At 58.9% G+C, this 20525-nt stretch carries 19 protein-coding genes; 13 read left to right on the forward strand and 6 right to left on the reverse strand.

What is annotated here, in order from left to right; translation table 11 throughout:
• The first annotated feature begins 26 nt into the window (after positions 1 to 26).
• Together ftsZ and lpxC are read left to right on the forward strand one after the other, a co-directional pair.
• A complete protein-coding gene (gene ftsZ / locus ACQUWM_RS05490) occupies positions 27 to 1184 on the forward strand; it encodes a cell division protein FtsZ (RefSeq protein WP_407000045.1) in 1158 nt (385 codons plus the stop codon).
• Between the two features lie 209 nt (positions 1185 to 1393).
• Positions 1394 to 2311 (forward strand): UDP-3-O-acyl-N-acetylglucosamine deacetylase, encoded by a 918-nt coding sequence (lpxC, locus tag ACQUWM_RS05495; protein WP_406986027.1) that lies wholly within the window; start codon positions 1394 to 1396, stop codon positions 2309 to 2311.
• A gap of 11 nt (positions 2312 to 2322) precedes the next feature.
• Here lpxC and ACQUWM_RS05500 read toward each other — a convergent pair whose 3' ends face one another.
• A complete protein-coding gene (locus ACQUWM_RS05500; protein WP_428921467.1) occupies positions 2323 to 2769 on the reverse strand; it encodes a DciA family protein in 447 nt (148 codons plus the stop codon).
• Between the two features lie 212 nt (positions 2770 to 2981).
• Between ACQUWM_RS05500 and ACQUWM_RS05505 the strand changes: the two genes are divergently transcribed.
• From ACQUWM_RS05505 to ribA, 6 genes are all read left to right on the forward strand, one after another.
• On the forward strand, positions 2982 to 3938 hold the full coding sequence (locus ACQUWM_RS05505) for a M23 family metallopeptidase (RefSeq protein WP_407000041.1): 957 nt from the start codon (positions 2982 to 2984) through the stop codon (positions 3936 to 3938).
• Positions 3939 to 4132: 194 nt separating this feature from the next.
• Positions 4133 to 6874 (forward strand): preprotein translocase subunit SecA, encoded by a 2742-nt coding sequence (secA, locus tag ACQUWM_RS05510; RefSeq protein WP_407000039.1) that lies wholly within the window; start codon positions 4133 to 4135, stop codon positions 6872 to 6874.
• Between the two features lie 106 nt (positions 6875 to 6980).
• Positions 6981 to 8198: a bifunctional glutamate N-acetyltransferase/amino-acid acetyltransferase ArgJ gene (gene argJ / locus ACQUWM_RS05515; RefSeq protein ID WP_428921468.1), complete on the forward strand. Its 1218-nt coding sequence runs from the start codon at positions 6981 to 6983 to the stop codon at positions 8196 to 8198.
• Between the two features lie 3 nt (positions 8199 to 8201).
• Entirely contained in the window at positions 8202 to 9158 is a 957-nt protein-coding gene (locus ACQUWM_RS05520; RefSeq protein ID WP_428921469.1) for a Nudix family hydrolase, read from the forward strand.
• Between the two features lie 99 nt (positions 9159 to 9257).
• Positions 9258 to 9746 (forward strand): cyclic pyranopterin monophosphate synthase MoaC, encoded by a 489-nt coding sequence (gene moaC / locus ACQUWM_RS05525; protein WP_407000033.1) that lies wholly within the window; start codon positions 9258 to 9260, stop codon positions 9744 to 9746.
• Positions 9747 to 9853: 107 nt separating this feature from the next.
• Positions 9854 to 10468, forward strand: a complete 615-nt coding sequence (gene ribA, locus ACQUWM_RS05530) for a GTP cyclohydrolase II (RefSeq protein ID WP_406986044.1) — start codon at positions 9854 to 9856, stop codon at positions 10466 to 10468.
• A gap of 50 nt (positions 10469 to 10518) precedes the next feature.
• Here the strand turns inward: ribA and dxs are convergent, their stop codons facing one another.
• From dxs to ACQUWM_RS05550, 4 genes are all read right to left on the reverse strand, one after another.
• A complete protein-coding gene (dxs, locus tag ACQUWM_RS05535; RefSeq protein WP_428921470.1) occupies positions 10519 to 12450 on the reverse strand; it encodes a 1-deoxy-D-xylulose-5-phosphate synthase in 1932 nt (643 codons plus the stop codon).
• Between the two features lie 110 nt (positions 12451 to 12560).
• Positions 12561 to 13460: a polyprenyl synthetase family protein gene (locus ACQUWM_RS05540; protein WP_428921471.1), complete on the reverse strand. Its 900-nt coding sequence runs from the start codon at positions 13458 to 13460 to the stop codon at positions 12561 to 12563.
• On the reverse strand, positions 13460 to 13714 hold the full coding sequence (locus ACQUWM_RS05545) for an exodeoxyribonuclease VII small subunit (protein WP_127330714.1): 255 nt from the start codon (positions 13712 to 13714) through the stop codon (positions 13460 to 13462). Before ACQUWM_RS05545 ends, ACQUWM_RS05540 begins: the two co-directional genes overlap by 1 nt.
• 55 nt (positions 13715 to 13769) lie before the next feature.
• Complete coding sequence (locus ACQUWM_RS05550) at positions 13770 to 14546, reverse strand: NRDE family protein (RefSeq protein WP_428921472.1); 777 nt, start codon at positions 14544 to 14546, stop codon at positions 13770 to 13772.
• Between the two features lie 85 nt (positions 14547 to 14631).
• On the opposite strand from ACQUWM_RS05550, the gene ACQUWM_RS05555 reads away from it, so the two are divergent.
• The 4 genes from ACQUWM_RS05555 (at position 14632) to ACQUWM_RS05570 (ending at position 18021) form a co-directional block, all read left to right on the forward strand.
• Positions 14632 to 15429, forward strand: coding sequence for a sulfite exporter TauE/SafE family protein (locus ACQUWM_RS05555; RefSeq protein WP_428921473.1), 798 nt, complete (start codon positions 14632 to 14634; stop codon positions 15427 to 15429).
• 10 nt (positions 15430 to 15439) lie between these two features.
• Positions 15440 to 16228, forward strand: a complete 789-nt coding sequence (gene lgt, locus ACQUWM_RS05560; protein WP_407000023.1) for a prolipoprotein diacylglyceryl transferase — start codon at positions 15440 to 15442, stop codon at positions 16226 to 16228.
• Positions 16225 to 17064 (forward strand): thymidylate synthase, encoded by an 840-nt coding sequence (locus tag ACQUWM_RS05565; RefSeq protein ID WP_428921474.1) that lies wholly within the window; start codon positions 16225 to 16227, stop codon positions 17062 to 17064. The genes lgt and ACQUWM_RS05565 overlap by 4 nt, the downstream gene beginning before the upstream one ends.
• A 441-nt stretch (positions 17065 to 17505) precedes the next feature.
• On the forward strand, positions 17506 to 18021 hold the full coding sequence (locus ACQUWM_RS05570) for a dihydrofolate reductase (RefSeq protein WP_407000019.1): 516 nt from the start codon (positions 17506 to 17508) through the stop codon (positions 18019 to 18021).
• On the opposite strand, the gene ACQUWM_RS05575 is transcribed toward ACQUWM_RS05570, so the two are convergent.
• The gene (locus tag ACQUWM_RS05575) at positions 18000 to 19535 is read right to left on the reverse strand and encodes a DEAD/DEAH box helicase (RefSeq protein ID WP_428921475.1); all 1536 of its coding nucleotides are present in this window, start codon (positions 19533 to 19535) and stop codon (positions 18000 to 18002) included. The two genes, ACQUWM_RS05570 and ACQUWM_RS05575, sit on opposite strands and share 22 nt — an antisense overlap.
• A 194-nt stretch (positions 19536 to 19729) precedes the next feature.
• On the opposite strand from ACQUWM_RS05575, the gene ACQUWM_RS05580 reads away from it, so the two are divergent.
• Positions 19730 to 20518, forward strand: a complete 789-nt coding sequence (locus ACQUWM_RS05580; RefSeq protein WP_428921476.1) for an acyl-CoA thioesterase — start codon at positions 19730 to 19732, stop codon at positions 20516 to 20518.
• The last annotated feature ends 7 nt before the right edge of the window (positions 20519 to 20525 follow it).

Here is a 20525-nt window from a genome sequence, read left to right on the forward strand (position 1 = left end):
TGAAAACAGCACGAAGGAGTAGGGGAATGTTTGAACTCGTCGATAATGTCCAGCAAAACGCTGTCATTAAAGTAGTGGGTGTAGGTGGTGGCGGTGGTAACGCCGTACGCCACATGCTTAACAGTGACATTGAAGGTGTGGAGTTCATCTGCGCCAATACCGATGCCCAGGCACTGACCGACCTGGATGCACGCCAGATCATCCAGCTTGGTGGTAACATCACCAAGGGGCTGGGTGCCGGCGCCAATCCGGAGGTAGGGCGTCAGTCCGCTCTGGAGGACCGTGACCGCATTGCCGAGTCGCTGAAAGGCGCCGACATGGTCTTTATTACCGCGGGCATGGGCGGTGGCACCGGCACCGGTGCGGCGCCTGTTGTGGCCGAGGTGGCCCGTGAAATGGGTATCCTGACCGTTGCCGTGGTCACCAAGCCGTTTATGTTTGAGGGCGGCAAGCGCATGAGTGTGGCAGAGGCCGGGCTCAAGGAGCTGGAAGAAACGGTTGACTCACTGATCACCATTCCCAATGAAAAGCTGTTGGCGGTCATGGGCAAGAAAACCAGCCTGCTGGATGCTTTCGGTTCCGCCAACGATGTTTTGCTTGGGGCAGTTCAGGGGATCGCTGACCTGATTACCCGTAACGGTATGATCAACGTCGACTTTGCCGACGTGAAGACGGTGATGTCCGAGATGGGCAACGCCATGATGGGGACTGCACGTGCCACTGGCGAGAACCGCGCCCGCGAAGCGGCCGAAGCCGCTGTGCGCAGCCCGCTGCTGGAAGATATCAACCTGCAGGGCGCCAAGGGCATTCTGGTCAACATCACCGCTGGCATGGACCTCAACCTGGGCGAGTTCTCCGAGGTTGGCGACATTGTGCGTGAATTCGCATCGGATTCCGCAACTGTGGTTGTCGGCACGGTGATTGATCCGGAGATGACTGACGAACTGAAGGTTACCGTGGTCGCGACCGGCCTGGGCGGTGACCGTGAGAAGCCGACCAAGGTGGTGGATAACACCCGTACCCTGGATGGCACAACCGATTACAATCAGCTCGATAGGCCTGCAGTGCTGCGTCGGCGCGCGGTTGCCCATGGTAATGTGGCTGTTGACCAGAGCAAAGAAAGCGAAGAGCAGGGGGTCGACTATCTCGATATTCCCGCATTCCTTCGCCGTCAGGCTGATTGATAATCTGTCTCAACTGTGATCCGGAAACGGTTTTCTGGAGTACTTGAGAGCCGACGGCCCGGATTGAACGTGGGCTGATTGCTGTGTTGGCTTATTGTAAATTTAAGGCAAAGCCACACTGGTTAAATGGTACTCAGTCTTACTTTCTGATATTCTCCGGGCAGATTTTTGCCTAGAATATCGCCAATTTGTGACGGAATGATGAACCGATGATCAGACAACGGACACTTAAAAACACTATCCGTGCGACCGGTGTAGGCTTGCATTCAGGGGAGAAGGTCTATTTGACCCTGAAGCCCGCGCCTGTTGATTCAGGGATCATTTTCCGCAGAACGGACCTGGACCCGATGGTCGAGATTCGCGCCTGCGCGGAAAATGTGGGTGAGACCATGCTGTCCACGACGCTGGTAAAAAACGGTGTCCGTGTGGCAACAGTAGAGCATCTGCTGTCAGCCATGGCTGGTCTCGGGATTGATAACTGTTTTGTGGAGCTCAGCGCTGCCGAGGTACCCATTATGGACGGCTCCGCCGGTCCGTTTGTGTTCCTTCTGCAGTCTGCCGGCATTGCCGAGCAGGAAGCCGCCAAGCGGTTTATCCGCATCAAGCGCGAAGTGACCATTGAAGAAGACGACAAGAAGGCCACCTTCCTGCCGTTTGAAGGCTTCAAGGTCAGCTTCGGGATTGACTTTGATCACCCCGTGTTCAAGGGGCGCGCCCAGACCGCGACCGTTGACTTCTCCAGCACGTCGTTCGTGAAGGAAGTCAGCCGCGCACGCACCTTCGGTTTCATGCGTGATATCGAAAAGCTGCGGGCGATGAATCTGGCGCTGGGTGGCAGTGTGGATAATGCCATTGTGGTTGATGACTACAAGATTCTTAACGAAGACGGCCTTCGTTACGATGACGAGTTCGTCAAACACAAGGTGCTGGACGCCATTGGCGACCTGTACCTGCTGGGCAACAGCCTGATTGGCGAGTTCCGCGGCATCAAGTCCGGTCATGACCTGAACAACAAGCTGCTGCGCAAGCTCAGGGCGGAAGAGGATGCCTGGGAAGTGGTGACTTTCGACGACGAGGCCACTGCCCCGATTTCCTATATGAAACCTGTGCTGGCGGCCCAGGCTTAAAGCAGGACGCTTTAATCCCGGACGTGGCTTGCGAGTTTTTCGAGAACCTCGCGTAATTGTTTGTCCTTCGTGTGCCCGGCTTCTTCCTTAAGGAGTCGGGCATTTTCTTTGCTCAGGGGTGTCTTTTCCACTTTGGGTTTTTCGCGGAAACGCGGTGGGGCTACTTTTACCCTCAGCTTCCAGACAAAGCGGAACAGGTCTTCCTTCCTGAGATTCTCCATAATCTCGTGCTGACGGAAGCGGATCTGGCTGGCGGTGCCGCCGGTTTCTGCTGACAGTACCAGCTCTCCTTCCTGGCAACTGACAAATCGGGTGCCGGTCGCCAGATGGTTCGGTAACGCCGCCAGTACCACGGCCTCAGCTTGCTGGTGGAGCTCGGCCTTGCTCATCAGTTCGCGAAGCACGGGGGCCCGGCGGAAGGTTTCCGGGGTCATTTTGGTGTCAGAGGTCTTTTTCATGGTCGCAGTTTTTCTCGACGACTCCGGTTACGATTGGTTACACTTCGGCACGGTTTGCGCGCAGTGCCTGTATTACACTCCTTTTACATTGTCTCATGTGTATATGTCCACGGGCGGCTGCGAGTAATTAAATACGTAGTTGTTGCTAAGGATAGCAGGCCCGGCCAGAACGTCTGAGGCGCAACACTACAGGATCAGGTTGCGGCTCTTCTATGAAACCAGAAGACGATATGAATATAATTTTCGTTGGCAAGCACCACGGAAAATCACGAGTGGTCGCAGTAAATGCCCCGGTTGCAGCCGGTCTGGTGTTGGTTGTGCTTGCTCTGCTGGCATTGGCGGGCTGGTCCGGTTACCGGGTTGCTGTCAGTCAGGCAGAAGCGGCAAAGCCTTCACCTTCGGAGCTGGTGGTTGAATGGAAAACCAAACTCAAAAACCAGAAATCCGAGCTTGCCCAGATAGAGCACAATGTTCAGCAGCAGATTGATGCGCTGACCTTACGTCTGGGCGAAATGCAGGGCCGCTTGCTACGGCTGGATGCCTTGGGCCAGCGATTCGTGGAGTCTGGCCTGGTAGCCAGCGATGAGTTTGATTTTGATCAGCCAGCCGCCGTGGGTGGGCCGGAGGATGATGGGCTTTCTGGTGATTCTTTTACCGCTCCGGAGCTCACGAGCATGATTGACCAACTGTCGCGGCTTATTGATGATCGGGAGCAGCAGCTGCGTCTGCTGGATCAGGTGGCTTCCCGCAAGAAGCTTGAAGATGAGCTGTTTGTTGAGGGGCGCCCGATTACCTGGGGCTGGTTGTCATCCCGCTATGGGTACCGTTCTGACCCTTTCACCGGCAAGCGTACCTGGCATTCCGGGGTTGACCTGGCCGGCAAGGACGGCAGCGATATCATTGCGGTCGCAGGTGGTGTCGTGACGTACGCTGACAAACGTTACGGGTACGGCAACTTGGTGGAGGTCGATCACGGTGACGGTCTGGTGACCCGCTACGCTCACGCCAAGTCCATCAAGGTAGAAGTGGGTGATGTGGTGCAGAAGGGGCAGGTGGTCGCGCTGATGGGGAGCACCGGCCGATCCACTGGTCCGCACGTACATTTCGAAGTGATCCGTAACGGCAAATCCGAAAATCCGGAAACCTATATCCAGCGCGCCAGTCGCTGACATCGCCTTTACGGGGGTGAATCCAGCCCCCGCGCCTTTTCCTTTGTAAACCACTCCCGTAATATCAGAGCGTTACCCCGGACGGGGGCGTATCATGGGTGCAATTCGCGCTGGTGTGAGCCCTGCCTTTTGTACTGTCGGCAAATAAGGTTAGAATGCCGGCTTCCTCCGATTAATCAAAGAAGCAGTGGTCTATGTTCACAAAGCTTGCAACGAAGATGTTCGGCAGTAAAAACGCCAGAGAAATCAAGAGAATGCGCAAAACAGTCATGCGCGTTAATGAACTTGAGGAGCAGTTTGGCAATTTGTCCGATTCCGAGTTGCAAGGCAAGACCGCAGAGTTCCGCCGTCGCCTTCATGACGGTGAAAAGCTTGACGCCATCTTGCCAGAAGCCTTTGCCACCGTCCGTGAGGCCAGTCGCCGGGTGATGGGTATGCGTCACTACGATGTCCAGCTCATTGGCGGCATTACCCTGCACGAAGGCCACATCGCCGAAATGAAGACCGGTGAGGGTAAAACCCTGGTGGCAACGGCTTCTGTATATCTGAACTCGCTGTCCGGCAAGGGCGTGCATCTGGTTACCGTAAACGACTATCTGGCCCGCCGTGACGCCGAGTGGATGGGTAAGCTCTATCGGTTCCTCGGCCTGCAGGTGGGTGTTGTGGTGGCAGGCCAGACCCCGGAAGAAAAGCGTGCGGCATACCAGGCGGACATCACCTACGGTACCAACAACGAATTCGGCTTTGATTACCTGCGTGACAACATGGCGTTCAGCACTGAGGACAAAGTCCAGCGCGGTCTGCACTATGCCATTGTGGATGAGGTGGACTCCATCCTCATTGATGAAGCCCGTACCCCGCTGATCATCTCCGGCGCGGCTGAGGACAGTTCCAGGCTTTACCAGGCCATCAATACCCTGATTCCCAATCTGGAAATGGGCGAGGTCAGCGAAGAGGAAGGCGAGCCCAGCGGTGATTTCACCATCGATGAGAAATCCCGCCAGGTGGAGCTCACCGAGGGTGGCCATGAAAAAGTCGAAGAACTGCTGCTCGAGCGGGGCCTGCTGAAGGAAGGCGAAAGCCTGTACTCCGCTGCCAATCTGAGCCTGTTGCACCATGTGCACTCAGCCCTGCGTGCCCACCACCTGTTCCAGAAAGACGTTGACTACATTGTTCAGGGTGACCAGGTGGTTATCGTCGACGAGCATACCGGCCGTACCATGCCCGGACGTCGCTGGAGCGAAGGGCTGCATCAGGCGATTGAGGCCAAGGAAGGGGTGCGTATCCAGGCCGAGAGCCAGACCCTGGCCTCCACGACCTTCCAGAACTATTTCCGTCTGTACGACAAGCTGGCGGGCATGACCGGCACCGCCGATACCGAAGCCTTCGAATTCCGCCAGATCTATGGCCTTGATGTGGTGGTGATTCCGCCCAACAAGCCGATTCAGCGTATTGACTACAACGATCTGATCTATCTGACGCAGGAAGAGAAGTTCCACGCCATCATCGATGAGATCAAGGATGTCACGGCGGAAGGTCGCCCCATTCTGGTGGGTACCGCCTCAATCGAAGCGTCTGAGCTGTTGTCCATGCTGCTCAAAAAGGCACGTATCGACCACAAGATCCTCAACGCCAAACAGCACGAAAGTGAAGCACAGATTATTGCCCAGGCCGGCCGCCCGGGCGCGGTGACCATCGCCACCAACATGGCGGGTCGTGGTACCGACATCGTGCTGGGTGGTAACTGGGAATTCGAGGTCGCGGGGCTGGATAATCCGACCGAGGAAGAGATTGCCCGCCTCAAGGCGGAATGGACTGAGCGCCATAACCAGGTGCTGGACGCAGGTGGCCTTCATATCATCGGTACCGAGCGTCATGAGTCTCGCCGGATCGACAACCAGCTGCGTGGCCGTGCCGGTCGCCAGGGTGATCCGGGCTCCTCCCGTTTCTTCCTGTCCCTGGAAGATAACCTGATGCGTATCTTTGCCCCGGATCGGGTCAAGAGCCTGATGCAGGCCATGGGCATGAAGAAAGGTGAGGCGATTGAGCACCGGATGGTGACCAACGCCATTGAAAAATCCCAGCGCAAGGTGGAAGGCCGCAACTTTGATATGCGGAAAACCCTGCTGGAGTATGATGACGTTGCCAATGACCAGCGTACGGTCATTTACGAGCAGCGCAACGAAGTCATGTCCTCGGAAGACATTTCCGACATGATTAACACCATTCGCGAGGATGTCGTGGATGCGTTGATCAGTGAATACATTCCGCCGCAGAGCATGCCCGAGCAATGGGATGTGGCGGGTCTTGAGTCCCAGCTGCAGTCTGAAATGGCCATTGATCTGCCGATTCAGAAGTGGCTGGATGAAGACAGCAAGCTGTATGAAGAGAACCTGCGCCAGAAGGTTCTTGATGCCATCGTGGGTGAGTACAAGGCCAAGGAAGAGGTTGCCGGTTCCGAATCCATGCGCAAGTTCGAGAAGCAGGTCTTCCTGCAGGTGCTGGATACGCTCTGGAAAGAGCACCTTTCGAACATGGATCACCTGCGTCGCGGTATTCACCTCCGTGGCTATGCCCAGAAGAACCCGAAGCAGGAATACAAGCGTGAGGCCTTCAACCTGTTTGAAACCATGCTTGAAACAATGAAGCGGGATGTTACCCGTGTGCTCAGCCATGTGCGCGTTCAGAGCCGGGAAGAGATGGAAGAGGTTGAGCGTCGTCGCAAGCAGGAACTGGAGCAGGAGCTGGCGAGAGCCAAGCTGCAGCATGAAGAAACCAGCGCCACAGCGCAGAAGCAGAACGAAGACGACCAGGGGCGTAACCAGCAGGGGACACCGGATACCTTCGTTCGACAGGAGCGCAAGGTGGGTCGAAACGAGCCTTGTCCCTGCGGGTCTGGCAAGAAGTACAAGCAGTGTTGCGGTAAGGTCAGTTAACTACCCGGCAACATCGCAGTGAACCGGATGACCCGCACCTGATACTGTCAGGCTGCGGGTTTTTTGTTAAACAGTGACGGATTTGAATACGTTGAGGAGAGGCAGTATGGCGGTAGGTCCCGGTACCTTGCCCGAATTTTTCCCGATCGCCGGTGTCAGGCTTGGCATTGGCAGTGCAGGCATTAAGAAGCCGGGGCGCAAGGACCTGGTGGTCTTTGAGCTGGCTCCCGGAAGCCGCGTGGCTGGGATATTTACCCAAAACCAGTTTTGCGCGGCTCCGGTGACCGTAAGTCGTCAACATCTGGCCCAGGGTGCGCCACGATATCTCCTGATTAACACCGGGAATGCCAACGCCGGTACCGGTGAGCGAGGCATGAAAGATGCGCTGGCCTGCTGCCAGGCATTGGCGGATACGGTCGGGGTAGATGCCTCAGCAGTACTGCCGTTCTCCACTGGTGTGATCGGAGAGCCGTTGCCGGTGGACAAGATCGTCTCGGCCTTGCCAGCCACCGTTGGGGATACCGATGAGAACCACTGGGCGGAAGCAGCGTCCGGTATCATGACCACCGACACCCGCCCCAAGGGAGCGTCCTGCCAGGTGGATCTGGACGGCCACACGGTATCGATTTCTGGCATCAGCAAAGGCGCCGGCATGATTCGTCCCAACATGGCGACCATGCTGGGTTTCATTGCCACCGATGCGAGAATTGCTCCGGATGCGTTGGCGTCACTGGCTTCCGAGCTGGGAGAGAAATCCTTCAACCGCATCACCATTGATGGCGACACCTCCACCAATGATGCGTGCATGCTGATTGCCAGTGGCCAAAACAGCGGTCCGGAAATCACATCAGACAGCCCGCTGCTGCCCAAGCTCCGCGAGGCGTTGCGGCAGGTGTATCTGGATCTGGCCCACGCCATCGTGCGTGACGGCGAGGGCGCCACCAAGTTCGTTACTATCGAAGTCAGTCAGGCGGCAAGTCAGCAGGAGGCCCTGGACGTTGCCTACACCGTTGCCCACTCGCCGCTGGTCAAGACCGCGCTGTTTGCTTCCGACCCCAACTGGGGGCGGATTCTTGCGGCGGTTGGTCGCGCCGGAGTAGAGGGGCTGGATCTCAACGCCCTGGAAATCTACCTCGGTGACGTCTGTCTCGTTCGCAATGGGGGGCGCGCAGACGATTATTCCGAAGAACGCGGGCAGGCAGTGATGGACCGTGAGGACATCACCATTGCTATCGACCTCAAGCGGGGAACGGTCATGGAGCGGGTCTGGACCTGCGATTTCTCCCACGATTACGTCACCATCAACGCAGAATACCGTACCTGAACCATGGCACTTACTGAAATCCACGTTGCTGTAGCGGTGATCATTCGCGAAGGCCGGGTGCTGATCGCGCGCCGCCCGGACCACGTCCATCAGGGCGGGCTTCTGGAGTTCCCCGGTGGCAAGGTTGAGCCCGGTGAAACGGTGCAGCAGGCCCTGGCCCGGGAGATTCAGGAAGAGACCGGTCTCAAGGTGCCTTTAGAGTCCCTGAGCCCGGTTATTGCTGTTCGCCATGATTACGGTGACAAGCGGGTCTTTCTCGATGTCTGGCGCACCGAAGCCGCCATTGGCGAGGCGGAAGGTCGGGAAGGCCAGCCGGTTCAATGGCGGTCGGTGGCTGAACTCCGGGATGAAGATTTTCCGGCTGCCAACCGGCCGATTATCCGCGCGATCAAGCTGCCGTCATGGCTGGCGATTACCGGGGAATACCGGGTGCCAGCGGACATACTGAACCAATTTCAGGAGCGCATCCGCATGACCCGGCCGGAGCTTGTGGTCCTGCGCGCTCCGAAGCTGAATGTCACCGAATACCAGGCGGTTGCCCGCGATCTGGTGATGGTTGGTCGTGATCAGGGAGTGGAAATCCTGCTTCACGGCGCCGCTGACCGGTTGGAGATGGTGCCTGAAGCTGCGGGCGTGCATCTGCCATGGCGTGAAGCCGGCGAGTGTGGGCATCGCCCGATTCCGGCTGACAAATGGCTGGGGGTGTCCTGCCACAATAACGCTGAAGTCAGCCACGCAGTAGCCATAGGGGCGGACTATGTCACCCTCGGTCCGGTCTCGTCGACGCCTTCCCACCCCGGTGCCCCGGTCATGGGGTGGGAGTCCTTCCGTCAGCAGGTGGCCGTCGCCCAGGTGCCGGTATACGCCCTCGGGGGACTCACGCCGGATGACCGTAACGTTGCGACCGGGCTGGGTGCACAAGGTATTGCCGGCATCAGCCTCTGGTGGCCCGGGATCTGACGATTGTCAGGTCGTTGGGAGGTTGGCTTCTGTTATCATGGAGTCTCTGAGATTCTTTCCAATTATCGCATTGCCGGATAACCGGACACAGGAGAAAGCGTGAGCAAGCTGACCCACCTGGATGAGAAAGGCGAAGCCCGGATGGTGGATGTGACCGCCAAGGACGTGACCGAGCGTGAGGCCCGCGCCGAGGCCCTGATACGAATGTCGCCACAGACGCTCGCGATGATTGTGGATGGTCAGCATCCGAAAGGGGATGTACTGGCGGTTGCCCGTATTGCCGGCATCATGGCGGCAAAAAAGACCCATGACCTGATCCCGCTCTGCCATTCGCTGAACCTTTCATCGGTCAAGGTGGAACTGACGCCGGGGGAAGATGGTGCATCCGTACATATCGCCACGTTCTGTAAGCTCGCTGCTCAGACTGGCGTCGAGATGGAAGCACTCACTGCAGCCAGCGTAGCGGCCCTGACCCTGTACGATATGTGCAAGGCCGTTGATCGCGGCATGGTGATAGACCAGGTTCGCCTGCTTGAAAAGAAAGGTGGTCGCAGTGGCCACTGGTCCGCATTGCCGTCGGGATCGTAAGTCCGTAAATATCCATTACGCTGGAAGCGACGGTGCAGAGACTACGCCAAGAGGGCGCCCACGTGATAGAATGCGCGGCCCGATTGATTGAACCACGAGGAAACACTGTGGCTGTTCGTTACATCCAGACCTGCCGGCTGCCTACACCGTTCGGGGTCTTCGACATGCACGGCTTCGAAGAGCCGGACACCGGAAAGGAACACGTGGCTCTGACCTTGGGTGATCTGAACAGCGATGAGCCGATGCTGGCACGTACCCACTCCGAATGCCTGACTGGCGATGCCCTCTACAGCATGCGGTGTGACTGCGGCTATCAGCTGGAAGAAGCGTTACGCAGTATTGCCCGCGAAGGCCGTGGCATCCTGATGTACCTGCGCCAGGAAGGCCGTGGCATTGGGTTGCTGAACAAGATTCGCGCCTACCACCTCCAGGATCAGGGCGCGGACACCGTTGAGGCTAACGAGAAGCTGGGCTTTGCCGCGGATCTGCGTGATTACAGCATGTGCAAGGACATGCTGGAGCACCTGGGCATCAAGAGCCTCAGGCTGATGACCAACAACCCGCGTAAAGTGGATGCCCTGACGTCTTACGGCATCGATATCACCGAACGGGTGCCGTTACACGTTGGCCGTAACCCCCACAATGAGCATTACCTCAACACCAAGCAGAGCAAGTTGGGCCACTGGTTTGAGACCCATCAGGACGACGATCCGCAAGAATAAAGCGACCGTGCTCAACCGGGGCGCCTTTTAACAGGGTGCCGGTTGGGCGGTTACTTGACCGCTTTCAGGGTCTGGTGCCGAAGCCGCTCCAGGCGCATTTCAATTGAGCGGCGAATGCCGTCTGCATCCAGCCCGCAGTCACTGAGCAATTCCCCGTGCTTACCATGATCGATAAAGCTGTCCGGCAGCCCCAGTTGCAGGACCGGCTGGCTGACGTCGTGCGCGTTGAGAAACTCAGTAACGGCACTGCCGGCACCACCGGCGATACTGTTTTCTTCCAGGGTGACCAGCAGCTCGTGGCGTTCGGCCAGTGACAGGATCAGCTCTTCATCCAGGGGCTTTACGAACCGCATATCCGCCACGGTCGCTCCCAGGGCCTCGGCTGCCTCGAGTGCCGGCGTCAGTAAGGTGCCGAAATTGAGAATGGCGACACCCTTTCCTTCCTTCACCATGCGTCCCTCACCAATGGGCAGGGGGGTTAACTCTTCGACGATGTCCGCTCCCGGCCCGGTTCCCCTTGGGTAGCGCACAGCGGCCGGCCCCTGGAACATCAGGCCGGTATGAAGCAGTTGCCGGGTTTCATTCTCATCGGACGGTGTCATTACCAGCATATTGGGAATACAGCGCAGGTAGCTGATATCAAAGGATCCGGCGTGGGTCGGGCCGTCCTCGCCGACCAGACCGGCGCGATCAATGGCAAACAGCACGTCCAGGTTCTGGATGGCCACATCGTGGATCAGTTGGTCGTAGGCGCGCTGAAGAAAGGTGGAGTATATGGCGACCACCGGTTTCGCACCATCACAGGCCAGGCCGGCAGCCAGGGTCACGGAGTGTTGCTCGGCAATGGCCACGTCGTGGTAGCGATCCGGGAAGCGTTCGGAGAACGCCAGCAGGTCCGACCCTTCGCACATGGCCGGGGTAATGCCGACGACCCGCTCATCCTGTTCCGCCGCATCGCACAACCATTGACCGAACACATTGGCGTACTTGGGCCTGGACGGCTTTGGTTTTACCGGTTCCGGTTTACTGGCGGGCACCGGCTCAATCTTGTTGATGGCGTGGTAGCCGATCGGATCGGCCTCGGCCGGAGCAAAGCCCTTACCCTTGGTCGTTACCACATGGAGAAATTGCGGGCCGTCGAGCTCGCGGATGTTTTCCAGGGTCTCGATCAGCAGGGGCAGATCGTGCCCATCGATCGGGCCAATGTAGTTGAAGCCCAGCTCCTCGAAGAGTGTGCCCGGGGCGATCATGCCCTTGAAGTGTTCTTCGGTCTTCTTCGCCAGCGCCATCAGGTGGGGCGCGCCCTGAAGGACTTTCTTGCTGCTGTCCCGAACCTGGTTGTAGGTACGGCTGGCCAGCAGCTTGGCAAAGTAGTTGGACAGCCCGCCAACGTTGCGGGAAATGGACATGTCATTGTCGTTCAGCACCACCAGCATGTCGGCATGCAGGTGACCGGCGTGGTTCAGTGCCTCGAAGGCCATGCCGGCCGTCATTGCGCCGTCGCCAATAACCGCAATGCTCTTGCGTCCGGTGTTCTGCATGCGGGCGGCCATGGCCATGCCCAGGGCAGCACTGATGGATGTACTGGAATGTCCCACACCGAAGGTGTCGTATTCGCTTTCAGCGCGCTTGGGGAAACCCGCCAGTCCGCCCTTGCGGCGAATGCTCCCCATCTGCCCGCGGCGGCCGGTCAGGATCTTGTGGGGGTAGGCCTGGTGGCCTACATCCCAGACCAGGCGGTCCTCCGGGGTGTTAAAGACATAGTGCAGGGCAACGGTCAGTTCGAGTACACCCAGCCCCGCGCCGAAATGGCCGCCGGTCTGGCCAACGGACCACAGCAGAAACGCCCGCAGCTCACGGGCCAGTTGCGTCAGCTGCTCGGCCGGCAGTTCGCGTAACTGGTCCGGAGTATCGATCCTGTCCAGTAGCGGCGTATTGGGCCGCTGTGGCGGGATTTCCTTGAATATGTATGTGTCCTGCATCTGCTCGGGTCTTTCTCGATCTGTGTGACGAATCAATGGTTGTCGGATGACGCCTGAGGCGAATCCGACCTACGGGGTAATGACAGTGTGCGCTTCCTGTCCCGGATCAATCAATGGCTCCGGGCGACCACGTAATCCGCCATGGCTCTCAGTGGGTCTGCTTCGGGGCCAAAGTCGTCCAGGTGGTCGAGAGCGGTCTTCAACAGCTGCGATAGAAGCTCCCTGGCGCCGTCATTGCCAAGCAGTGACGGGAACGTGGGTTTGCCCCTGGCAAGGTCGGAGCCCTGGGGTTTTCCGATGACGGAAGTATCACCTTCGATGTCCAGCAGGTCGTCCTGGACCTGGAACGCCAGCCCGAGCGCTTTTGCGTAGCCTGTCAATGCAGTGAGGTGCTGGTCCGGCAGTGATTTAGCCGTCAAAGCGCCGATGCGGACACTGGCTTCGATCAATGCGCCGGTTTTATGGCGATGCATGTTTTCCAGCGCATCAATGCTGAGGGTCATGCCGACAGACGCCAGGTCAATGGCCTGACCGCCGACCATGCCACGGTGGCCACTGGCGGCGGCCAGTTCGCGAACCATCGTCAGCCGTGTGGCATCGCTCAACGCAGGGGCTTCCGCCAACCAGCCAAAGGCCAGCGCCTGCAGGGCATCACCGGCCAGGATGGCGGTGGCCTCGTCGAAGGCGATGTGGGTCGTGGGGCGGCCCCTGCGCAATTCATCGTTGTCCATGGCGGGAAGATCGTCATGGATCAGCGAATAGGCATGGATCAGCTCCAGGGTACAGGCCGGAACCAACGCTCGTTCTGATGTCTGGCCCACTGCACGCGCGGCCGCGAGGCACAGTGCCGGTCGGATACGCTTGCCACCGCCCAGCACGCTGTAACGCATGGCTTCCTGCAGGCGGTCCGACGCATGGCCACCGGCTTCGATGCGTTCATCCAGTGCGGCATCCACCTGGGCCCGTGAGGTTTCAAGAAAATCTTCCGCAATCAGTGGCTGTGCGGTCATCAGGCGGACTCATCCGGAGTGAAGGGGCGGGTTTCCAGGGTGCCATCGTTATTCTGTACCAGCTGTTCAACGCGCTGTTCTGCTGTTTTCAGGGCTTGCTGGCACTCGCGGGTCAGCTTGACGCCCCGTTCAAAGGCGGTCAGTGACTGCTCCAGGGACAATTCGCCCTGCTCCAGGTCACGAACCAGCTTTTCCAGCTCATCCAGGGATTTTTCAAAGTCGGCGATGGATGTTGCGCCTTGTTCACCGGCCATGGGAGGCCCTCCGGTTGCTTCGCGGGTTTTGGCGGATTATATCAAAGGTTGCGTGTTACCGCTGCCAACAGAACTGCCGACGTTCGCCCGGTTTGCCCATGGGGTTCCAGCCCTGTTCGGTCACCCGGATTTCCCCGGAGCGGCTGACAGACACAATGGTGGTCGCACGGGTGCCGTAATCGCTGCCGACGATAAAGGGGGAGGACAGGAAGCGCTCGGTTTCCAGGCCGACACCGGTATCGGGCAGATCCCGGTCCGGAGCGGGTGTGGTGTCCTGCAACAGTTTGATCAGGGCGTCATGGAGCGGTTCTGACGACCCCGCTGACGTGTCTGCCAACGTGCGCGACATGGCGTTACGGAGCTTCAGCAGTTTTGGCCACGGAGTCTGCAACAGGTGGTTGCTGAGTCCATAGGTCCCCCGATGGACCTTGCGCCCGGGGTGGGCGTCCCGGTTACTGAAATACCAGCCGGATTGTCCATCCAGGTGGATCAGGTTGAAACCGGAATAGTCATCCTGGCGGTGCATCAACTGTTGTTCCAGTTCGGCGCCAGGCAGCGTCAGCGCCTGTAGTGGCAGCTCGCCCCGGCTGAGTCGTCCGGGCTCGGCGGTGCCCTCCCGGACGTTGGTTACCGCTGCGATCCGGCCGTCCCCGCTGACGGCCAGCCAGGTGCCGCCGGACAGCAAATCACGGCCCGCGAGTACTGGGGGCTGCCCTGCGTCCTGCCACCAGTCCATGGCAGCCGTGGGCCGGCGGAAAAATTCATCGCGATTGGCGGCAACCACCAGTGGATAGTCAGGATTCTGTCCCAGGGAAAAGGCAATCAGGCACATGGTGGTATCGATGCTCTCATAATGAACTCGGCGACGTCGGTGTGTATCATACCAGCCTTGTTTTCTGACTGCGTGTGGCTGTGCTATGACCCTGTTAAGCGTATTTGGTCTCTACCTTGCGCTCGGCGCCTTTGCCGGGACGCTGGCCGGGCTGTTCGGGATTGGTGGCGGGCTGGTTATTGTGCCTGTGCTTATCTTCAGCTTCGGGTTACAGGGTATCAGCACTGAAATCGCCGCGCACATGGCCGTTGGCACGTCGCTGGCAACCATTGTGTTCACGTCGCTGAGCTCCATACGCTCTCACCACCTTCATGCGGCGGTACGCTGGGACATATTCAAACCGATGACCGCAGGCATTGTAGTCGGTGCCCTGGTGGGCGCCTGGACGGCCTCCCTGCTGAGCGGGCCGGCGCTGGAACTGATCATCGGTATCTTTGTCATTCTGGTGGCCGTGAAGATGATCCTTGAGGTAAACCCAAAGCCGGGCCGGGTAGTGCCCGGTTTCGCCGGGCTTGGAGCTGCTGGTGGCGGTATCGGCTGGGCCTCCGCGATCTTCGGTATTGGCGGCGGCACCCTGACCGTGCCTTACCTGAGCTGGTGTAACGTGAACATGCAGCAGGCCGTGGGCACATCGGCTGCCTGCGGCCTGCCGATCGCGATCGCTGGCGCTCTGGGCAATATCTGGACCGGGTGGGAAAACCCGGAGTTACCGGAACTGAGCTTTGGCTTCATCTATCTGCCAGCTCTGTTCGGTATTATCCTCACCAGCGTATTGTTTGCCCGGGTCGGAGCGAATCTCGCGCACCGATTGAACGCCCGGTTACTGAAACGCATATTCGCCATCATGCTGATCCTGGTCGGCATCCGCTTTCTTCTGAGCTGAGAGGTTATTGATGCTGCAGCACCCGCAGTTTGATCCCGTGGCCATTTCCCTGGGGCCCCTGAAAATCCACTGGTATGGACTGACCTACCTGGTCGGCTTTATTGCCGGCTGGTGGCTGGGGCGAATCCGCGCCCGCAAACCCTGGTCACCCCTGAACGAAGACCAGGTGGGCGACCTGCTGTTCTATATCGCCCTCGGCGTCATTCTTGGTGGCCGCTTCGGCTACGTGGTGTTCTATAATTTTGACGCCTTTATCGCCGACCCGCTCTGGCTGCTGCGGGTGTGGGAAGGGGGTATGTCCTTCCACGGCGGCCTGCTGGGCGTCATGTTTGCCATGTGGTGGTACGGTCGCAAAGTCGGCAGCGGTTTCTGGAAAATGGCTGACTTCGTTGCTCCGCTGGTCCCCATCGGCCTCGGAGCCGGGCGCATCGGTAACTTCATCAACGGCGAACTCTGGGGCAAGCCCACGGACGTTGCCTGGGGCATGGTGTTCCCCCAGGCGCCGGATGCGCTGGCACGCCATCCGTCCCAGCTTTACCAGTTTGCCCTGGAGGGGGTAGTGTTCTTTATCATCCTCTGGTGGTTCTCTTCCAGGCCCCGCCCGCGGATGGCGGTCTCCGGCCTGTTCCTGGTCTGCTACGGCGTGTTCCGGTTCCTGGTAGAGTTCGTGCGCCAGCCGGATCCGCAACTGGGCTACCTCGCCTTCGATTGGCTCACCATGGGGCAGGTGTTGTCGTTCCCGATGATTCTGGCCGGCGCCGGCCTGATGGTTATTGCTTACCGCAGAGGTGTTGAATGAAAGCCTATCTCGACCTGATGAAAGACGTAGTAGACAACGGCCTGGACCGCGGTGACCGCACCGGCGTTGGCACCCGCTCCGTCTTCGGCCGCCAGATCCGCTTCGATTTGCAGGCAGGCTTTCCGCTGGTCACCACCAAGAAAGTCCATTTGCGCAGCATCATCCAGGAACTGCTGTGGTTCCTGCAGGGCTCCACTGACAACAACTGGCTGAAAGAGCGCAACGTTTCCATCTGGAACGAATGGGCCCTGGAAAACGGCGACCTGGGGCCGATCTATGGCAAGCAGTGGCGCAGCTGGCAATGCCCGGATGGCAGCACCGTTGACCAGATCAGCGACGTCATTGACCAGATCCGCAACAAGCCCAACTCCCGGCGCCTGATCGTGTCCGCCTGGAACCCGGCGGAGCTTCCGGACGAATCCATCGGCCCCCAGGACAACGTCCGCCAGGGCCGCATGGCACTGGCCCCGTGCCACTGCCTGTTCCAGTTCTACGTCGCCGACGGCAAGCTCTCCTGCCAGCTCTACCAGCGTAGTGCCGACCTGTTCCTGGGCGTCCCGTTCAACATCGCGTCTTACGCGCTGCTGACCCACATGATCGCCCAGCAATGTGATCTGGGGGTGGGGGAGTTCGTCCACACCTTTGGTGATTGTCATCTGTACCAAAATCACCTGACCGACGACATTGTGTTCGAGCAATTGAAGCGGGAGCCTCGGTCTCGACCCGAGCTTGTGATCAAACGGAAGCCTGAGTCGATTTTTGAGTACGAGTTGGAAGACTTCGAGTTCGAGGGTTATGACCCTTACCCTGTGATTAAGGCTCCCATCGCGATTTGACCTGTGCTTGGGCCCGGTCCGGTTGTTGTGGGGGCGGCAGGGTAGCGGGTGGGGCTTTCCGAAAAACGCCTCAAGGCATCCATGCGCGGCTTCGGCTCCGCCATCCATGGCTCCGCAGATTTTCGGAAAGCCCCACCCGCTACCCTGCGTTCTGACGACAGAGCTGGCTGTTCAAGAAGATTCGGTGACGGTTGGGATTGCCTACTCCGGTTTGAGCTAACGAGTGCTTGAGTAATCAGTTCGAGAGGGCTGACTTCATTGTCGAGTCGCGAGAGGGCGGGAAACAGTCTCCAAAAATCTGCGGAGCCATGGATGGCGGAGCCGAAGCCGCACACGGACGTCTTGAGGCGCTTTTTGGAGACTGTTTCCCGCCCTCTTGCAGCCCCCAAAGTCTAACGCCCAAAGTTTAAAGCCAGGACCTGAGAACCAAAAGGACAAAACATGAGAAAAGCCCTGATAGTCGCCATGTCCCGTAACCGGGTCATCGGTCGTAACAACAAGCTGCCTTGGTACCTGCCGGGCGACCTGCGGTACTTCAAGCAGGCCACCATGGGGAAGCCCATTATCATGGGGCGGAAAACCTGGGATTCCATTGGGCGGCCATTGCCCGGGCGGATGAACGTGGTTATTTCCCGCAATCCGGAATGGGAAGCACCTGCCGGAACGGTAGCAGCAAAATCACTGGAAGATGCACTGGTGAAAGCCGAAGCTCAGGCTGAGATTGAAGGCGGAGACGAAGTGATGATTATCGGCGGCGGGCAGATTTACGCCGAAGCCCTGCCGATGGTGGATCGGATCTACATCACCCAGGTGCATGCAGAAGTCGAAGGAGACGCATTTTTTCCGGAAGTGAACTGGGATGAGTGGGAAGAAATCGGACGGGAGGATTTCTCCGCGTCCGATAACAACCCTTACGACTACAGTTTCGTCGTCTATCAGCGCTTGGCGTCGGCCTGACGGGCAGGGCGCTTGCCAGCGGGCTTGCCGCCCTTGCCGGGAGGCTTGCCTTTCGGACCGGGGCCACCGCGGCCTTTCGGACCTTTCTTGAAGCCCGGCTTGAACCCGGGCTTGCCACCCTTGCGACCATCGCCTGGACGACCGCCTTTGCGATCCCGGCGTGGCGGTGTCGCAGAAACCACGGGTAAGGCTTCCGGCTGTTCCAGAGGCATGGAACCTGGCTGGGCCGCTTCCATCCAGCAGGCCATGGCGCCTGCCACCATCGCCATATCCATGTCATTGCGCTCGGCAATCTCGTCAAGCAGCGCCATCGCCTTGGCCAGTTTCCCGTCTTCGGCAAACCCCAGCAGTTGCGCTTCGAACTGCTGCTCACGCATCTTTTTCAGATCCGTGGGCGAGGGCAGTTCATAAGACTCCATGGGTGAGTTGGTGGCGCGCTCAAGGGTGCGCAGCCAGCTGCGTTCCCTCGGGGTGACCAACAGGATTGCCTTGCCCACACGACCGGCGCGACCGGTACGACCAACCCGGTGGATATAGGCCTCGGTATCATAAGGCACATCGTAGTTGATAACGTGGGTAATCCGCGGCACGTCCAGGCCCCGGGCAGCGACGTCGGTAGCTACGATAATGTCTTTCTTGCCGCGCTTGAGATCTTCGACCGTTTGCTCGCGCTGACGCTGGTTCAGGTCACCGTTTAGCGGGGCAACAGCGTGCCCGCGGGCAGACAGCTTCTCGGCCAGCAGCGTGGTTTCCGCCTTGGTGCGCACGAAAATAATTGAGGCGTCAAACGGCTCTACTTCAAGAATTCGGGTCAGAGCGTCCAGTTTGCGCTCGGCATAGACCGGCAGCACGAATTGGGAAATCCGCTCTACCGTGCGGGTTTCGCTCTCGATTTTGACTTCGGTCGCGTTGCGCAGATAGGTCTGGGCGACTTTCTTGATCTGTGGCGGCATGGTGGCCGAGAACAGCGCGCGCTGGCAGTTCTCCGGTGTCTTGGCGAGAATCGCCTCCACATCGTCGATAAAGCCCATGCGAAGCATTTCGTCGGCTTCGTCCAGCACCAGGGCTTTCAGGCTGTCCAGTTTCAGGGTGCCACGGCGCAGGTGATCCAGCAGGCGACCCGGGGTACCAACGATAACCTGGGCGCCACGCTTGAGTGCCTTCAACTGGGGATAGAAATCCTGGCCACCGTAGATTGGCAGCACGTGAAAGCGACTGAACTTGCTGGCGTAGGTGGTAAAGGCTTCGGCCACCTGGATCGCCAACTCCCGCGTGGGAGCCAGTACCAGAATCTGGGGCTCGCTTACGGAAGCGTCAATCCGACTCAGCAGGGGCAGAGCAAACGCCGCTGTCTTGCCGGTACCGGTCTGGGCGACGCCCAGAAGGTGATTGCCAGCGAGCAGGGCAGGAATGGCCTGGGCCTGTATGGGAGACGGGGTTTCATAACCGACGGCGGTCACAGCGTCGAGAACGGCTGAGTCCAGACCAAGTTCGGCAAAAGACAATTCTGACATTAATGTACTCGGAATTCGGAGGGTAAAGCATTGCGGGGCAATGCATGATGTGATCGCATTATAGCCCGTTTGCGATTGCTTTAATACGCAAAATACCTGACTTGTCGTAGGTAGTTGCCGGAGCGCCCCGTTGCGTTGCCGTACGTTATTGGGCAATCTTGGATTTTAAGATAGCAACCTAACAGGATCGACGAATGAAATTCGATGACGTGCTGGCGGCCGGCAGGGCCGGAGGGGAGTTGGTGTTTACGCCTGACTGGGCGCAGGGGCGTGCCACATTTGGTGGCATTATTGCCGCACTCGTATTCGACAAGATGGAAAAAGTGGTGGCTTCCGGGCGGGCCATGCGGTCGATGCAGGTGTCTTTTGTCGGTCCGGTCACGCCGGATGTACCGGTTCAGATCGAAGCCGAGATCCTGCGGGAGGGCAAAGCTGTCAGCCAGGTTCAGGGCCGTATCCTGCAAGAGGGCGAGGCAAAGCTGGTATGTCTCGCCAGCTTTGGCGGGGATCGGGAATCGGCGGTGACCGTCAACCCGCTGCCTGCGCCGGAGGCGACGCCGGTGGACGCGTGTCAGGGGTTGCCCTACATCAAAGGCATGACGCCGGAGTTCACCCAGCATATCGAGATGCGCTGGGCGTTCGGTTCTTTCCCGTTCAGTGGCAAGGGCGGTCGTGACATGGGCGGCTGGATGCAGTTCCGGGAGCAGCCAGAGGAAATCTCCGATGCCCATATTGTTGCCCTGGTGGATGCCTGGCCTCCGGCGGTGCTACCCCACCTGAAAGAACGTGTGCCCGCCAGTTCCCTGAGTTGGGCCCTGGATATAATGCATCCCCGCCCCGCGATGGCGCCGGGAGACTGGTTGCTATACAAGGCGACAATCGACCAGGCCGGTGCAGGTTACGGACATACCCAGGCGGGCATCTGGACCAACAAGGGCGAGTTGGTTGCGCTGAGCCGACAGACCGTCACCGTGTTTGGCTGAGGTTCCT

Source organism: Marinobacter sp. DUT-3, assembly GCF_050379435.1.
In the GTDB taxonomy this organism is placed as follows: Bacteria; Pseudomonadota; Gammaproteobacteria; order Pseudomonadales; family Oleiphilaceae; genus Marinobacter.

Bases quoted from the DNA above. Each gene is read 5' to 3' on its own strand.
- lgt (WP_407000023.1), top strand. From the start codon at position 15,440: ATGCTGCAGCACCCGCAGTTTGATCCCGTGGCCATTTCCCTGGGGCCC.
- ACQUWM_RS05540 (WP_428921471.1), bottom strand. From the start codon at position 13,460: ATGACCGCACAGCCACTGATTGCGGAAGATTTTCTTGAAACCTCACGG.
- ACQUWM_RS05520 (WP_428921469.1), top strand. From the start codon at position 8,202: ATGGCACTTACTGAAATCCACGTTGCTGTAGCGGTGATCATTCGCGAA.
- ACQUWM_RS05545 (WP_127330714.1), bottom strand. From the start codon at position 13,714: ATGGCCGGTGAACAAGGCGCAACATCCATCGCCGACTTTGAAAAATCC.
- ACQUWM_RS05580 (WP_428921476.1), top strand. From the start codon at position 19,730: ATGAAATTCGATGACGTGCTGGCGGCCGGCAGGGCCGGAGGGGAGTTG.
- ACQUWM_RS05565 (WP_428921474.1), top strand. From the start codon at position 16,225: ATGAAAGCCTATCTCGACCTGATGAAAGACGTAGTAGACAACGGCCTG.
- ACQUWM_RS05555 (WP_428921473.1), top strand. From the start codon at position 14,632: ATGACCCTGTTAAGCGTATTTGGTCTCTACCTTGCGCTCGGCGCCTTT.
- dxs (WP_428921470.1), bottom strand. From the start codon at position 12,450: ATGCAGGACACATACATATTCAAGGAAATCCCGCCACAGCGGCCCAAT.
- ACQUWM_RS05570 (WP_407000019.1), top strand. From the start codon at position 17,506: ATGAGAAAAGCCCTGATAGTCGCCATGTCCCGTAACCGGGTCATCGGT.
- ACQUWM_RS05505 (WP_407000041.1), top strand. From the start codon at position 2,982: ATGAAACCAGAAGACGATATGAATATAATTTTCGTTGGCAAGCACCAC.
- secA (WP_407000039.1), top strand. From the start codon at position 4,133: ATGTTCACAAAGCTTGCAACGAAGATGTTCGGCAGTAAAAACGCCAGA.
- ftsZ (WP_407000045.1), top strand. From the start codon at position 27: ATGTTTGAACTCGTCGATAATGTCCAGCAAAACGCTGTCATTAAAGTA.
- lpxC (WP_406986027.1), top strand. From the start codon at position 1,394: ATGATCAGACAACGGACACTTAAAAACACTATCCGTGCGACCGGTGTA.
- argJ (WP_428921468.1), top strand. From the start codon at position 6,981: ATGGCGGTAGGTCCCGGTACCTTGCCCGAATTTTTCCCGATCGCCGGT.
- ACQUWM_RS05500 (WP_428921467.1), bottom strand. From the start codon at position 2,769: ATGAAAAAGACCTCTGACACCAAAATGACCCCGGAAACCTTCCGCCGG.
- ACQUWM_RS05575 (WP_428921475.1), bottom strand. From the start codon at position 19,535: ATGTCAGAATTGTCTTTTGCCGAACTTGGTCTGGACTCAGCCGTTCTC.
- ACQUWM_RS05550 (WP_428921472.1), bottom strand. From the start codon at position 14,546: ATGTGCCTGATTGCCTTTTCCCTGGGACAGAATCCTGACTATCCACTG.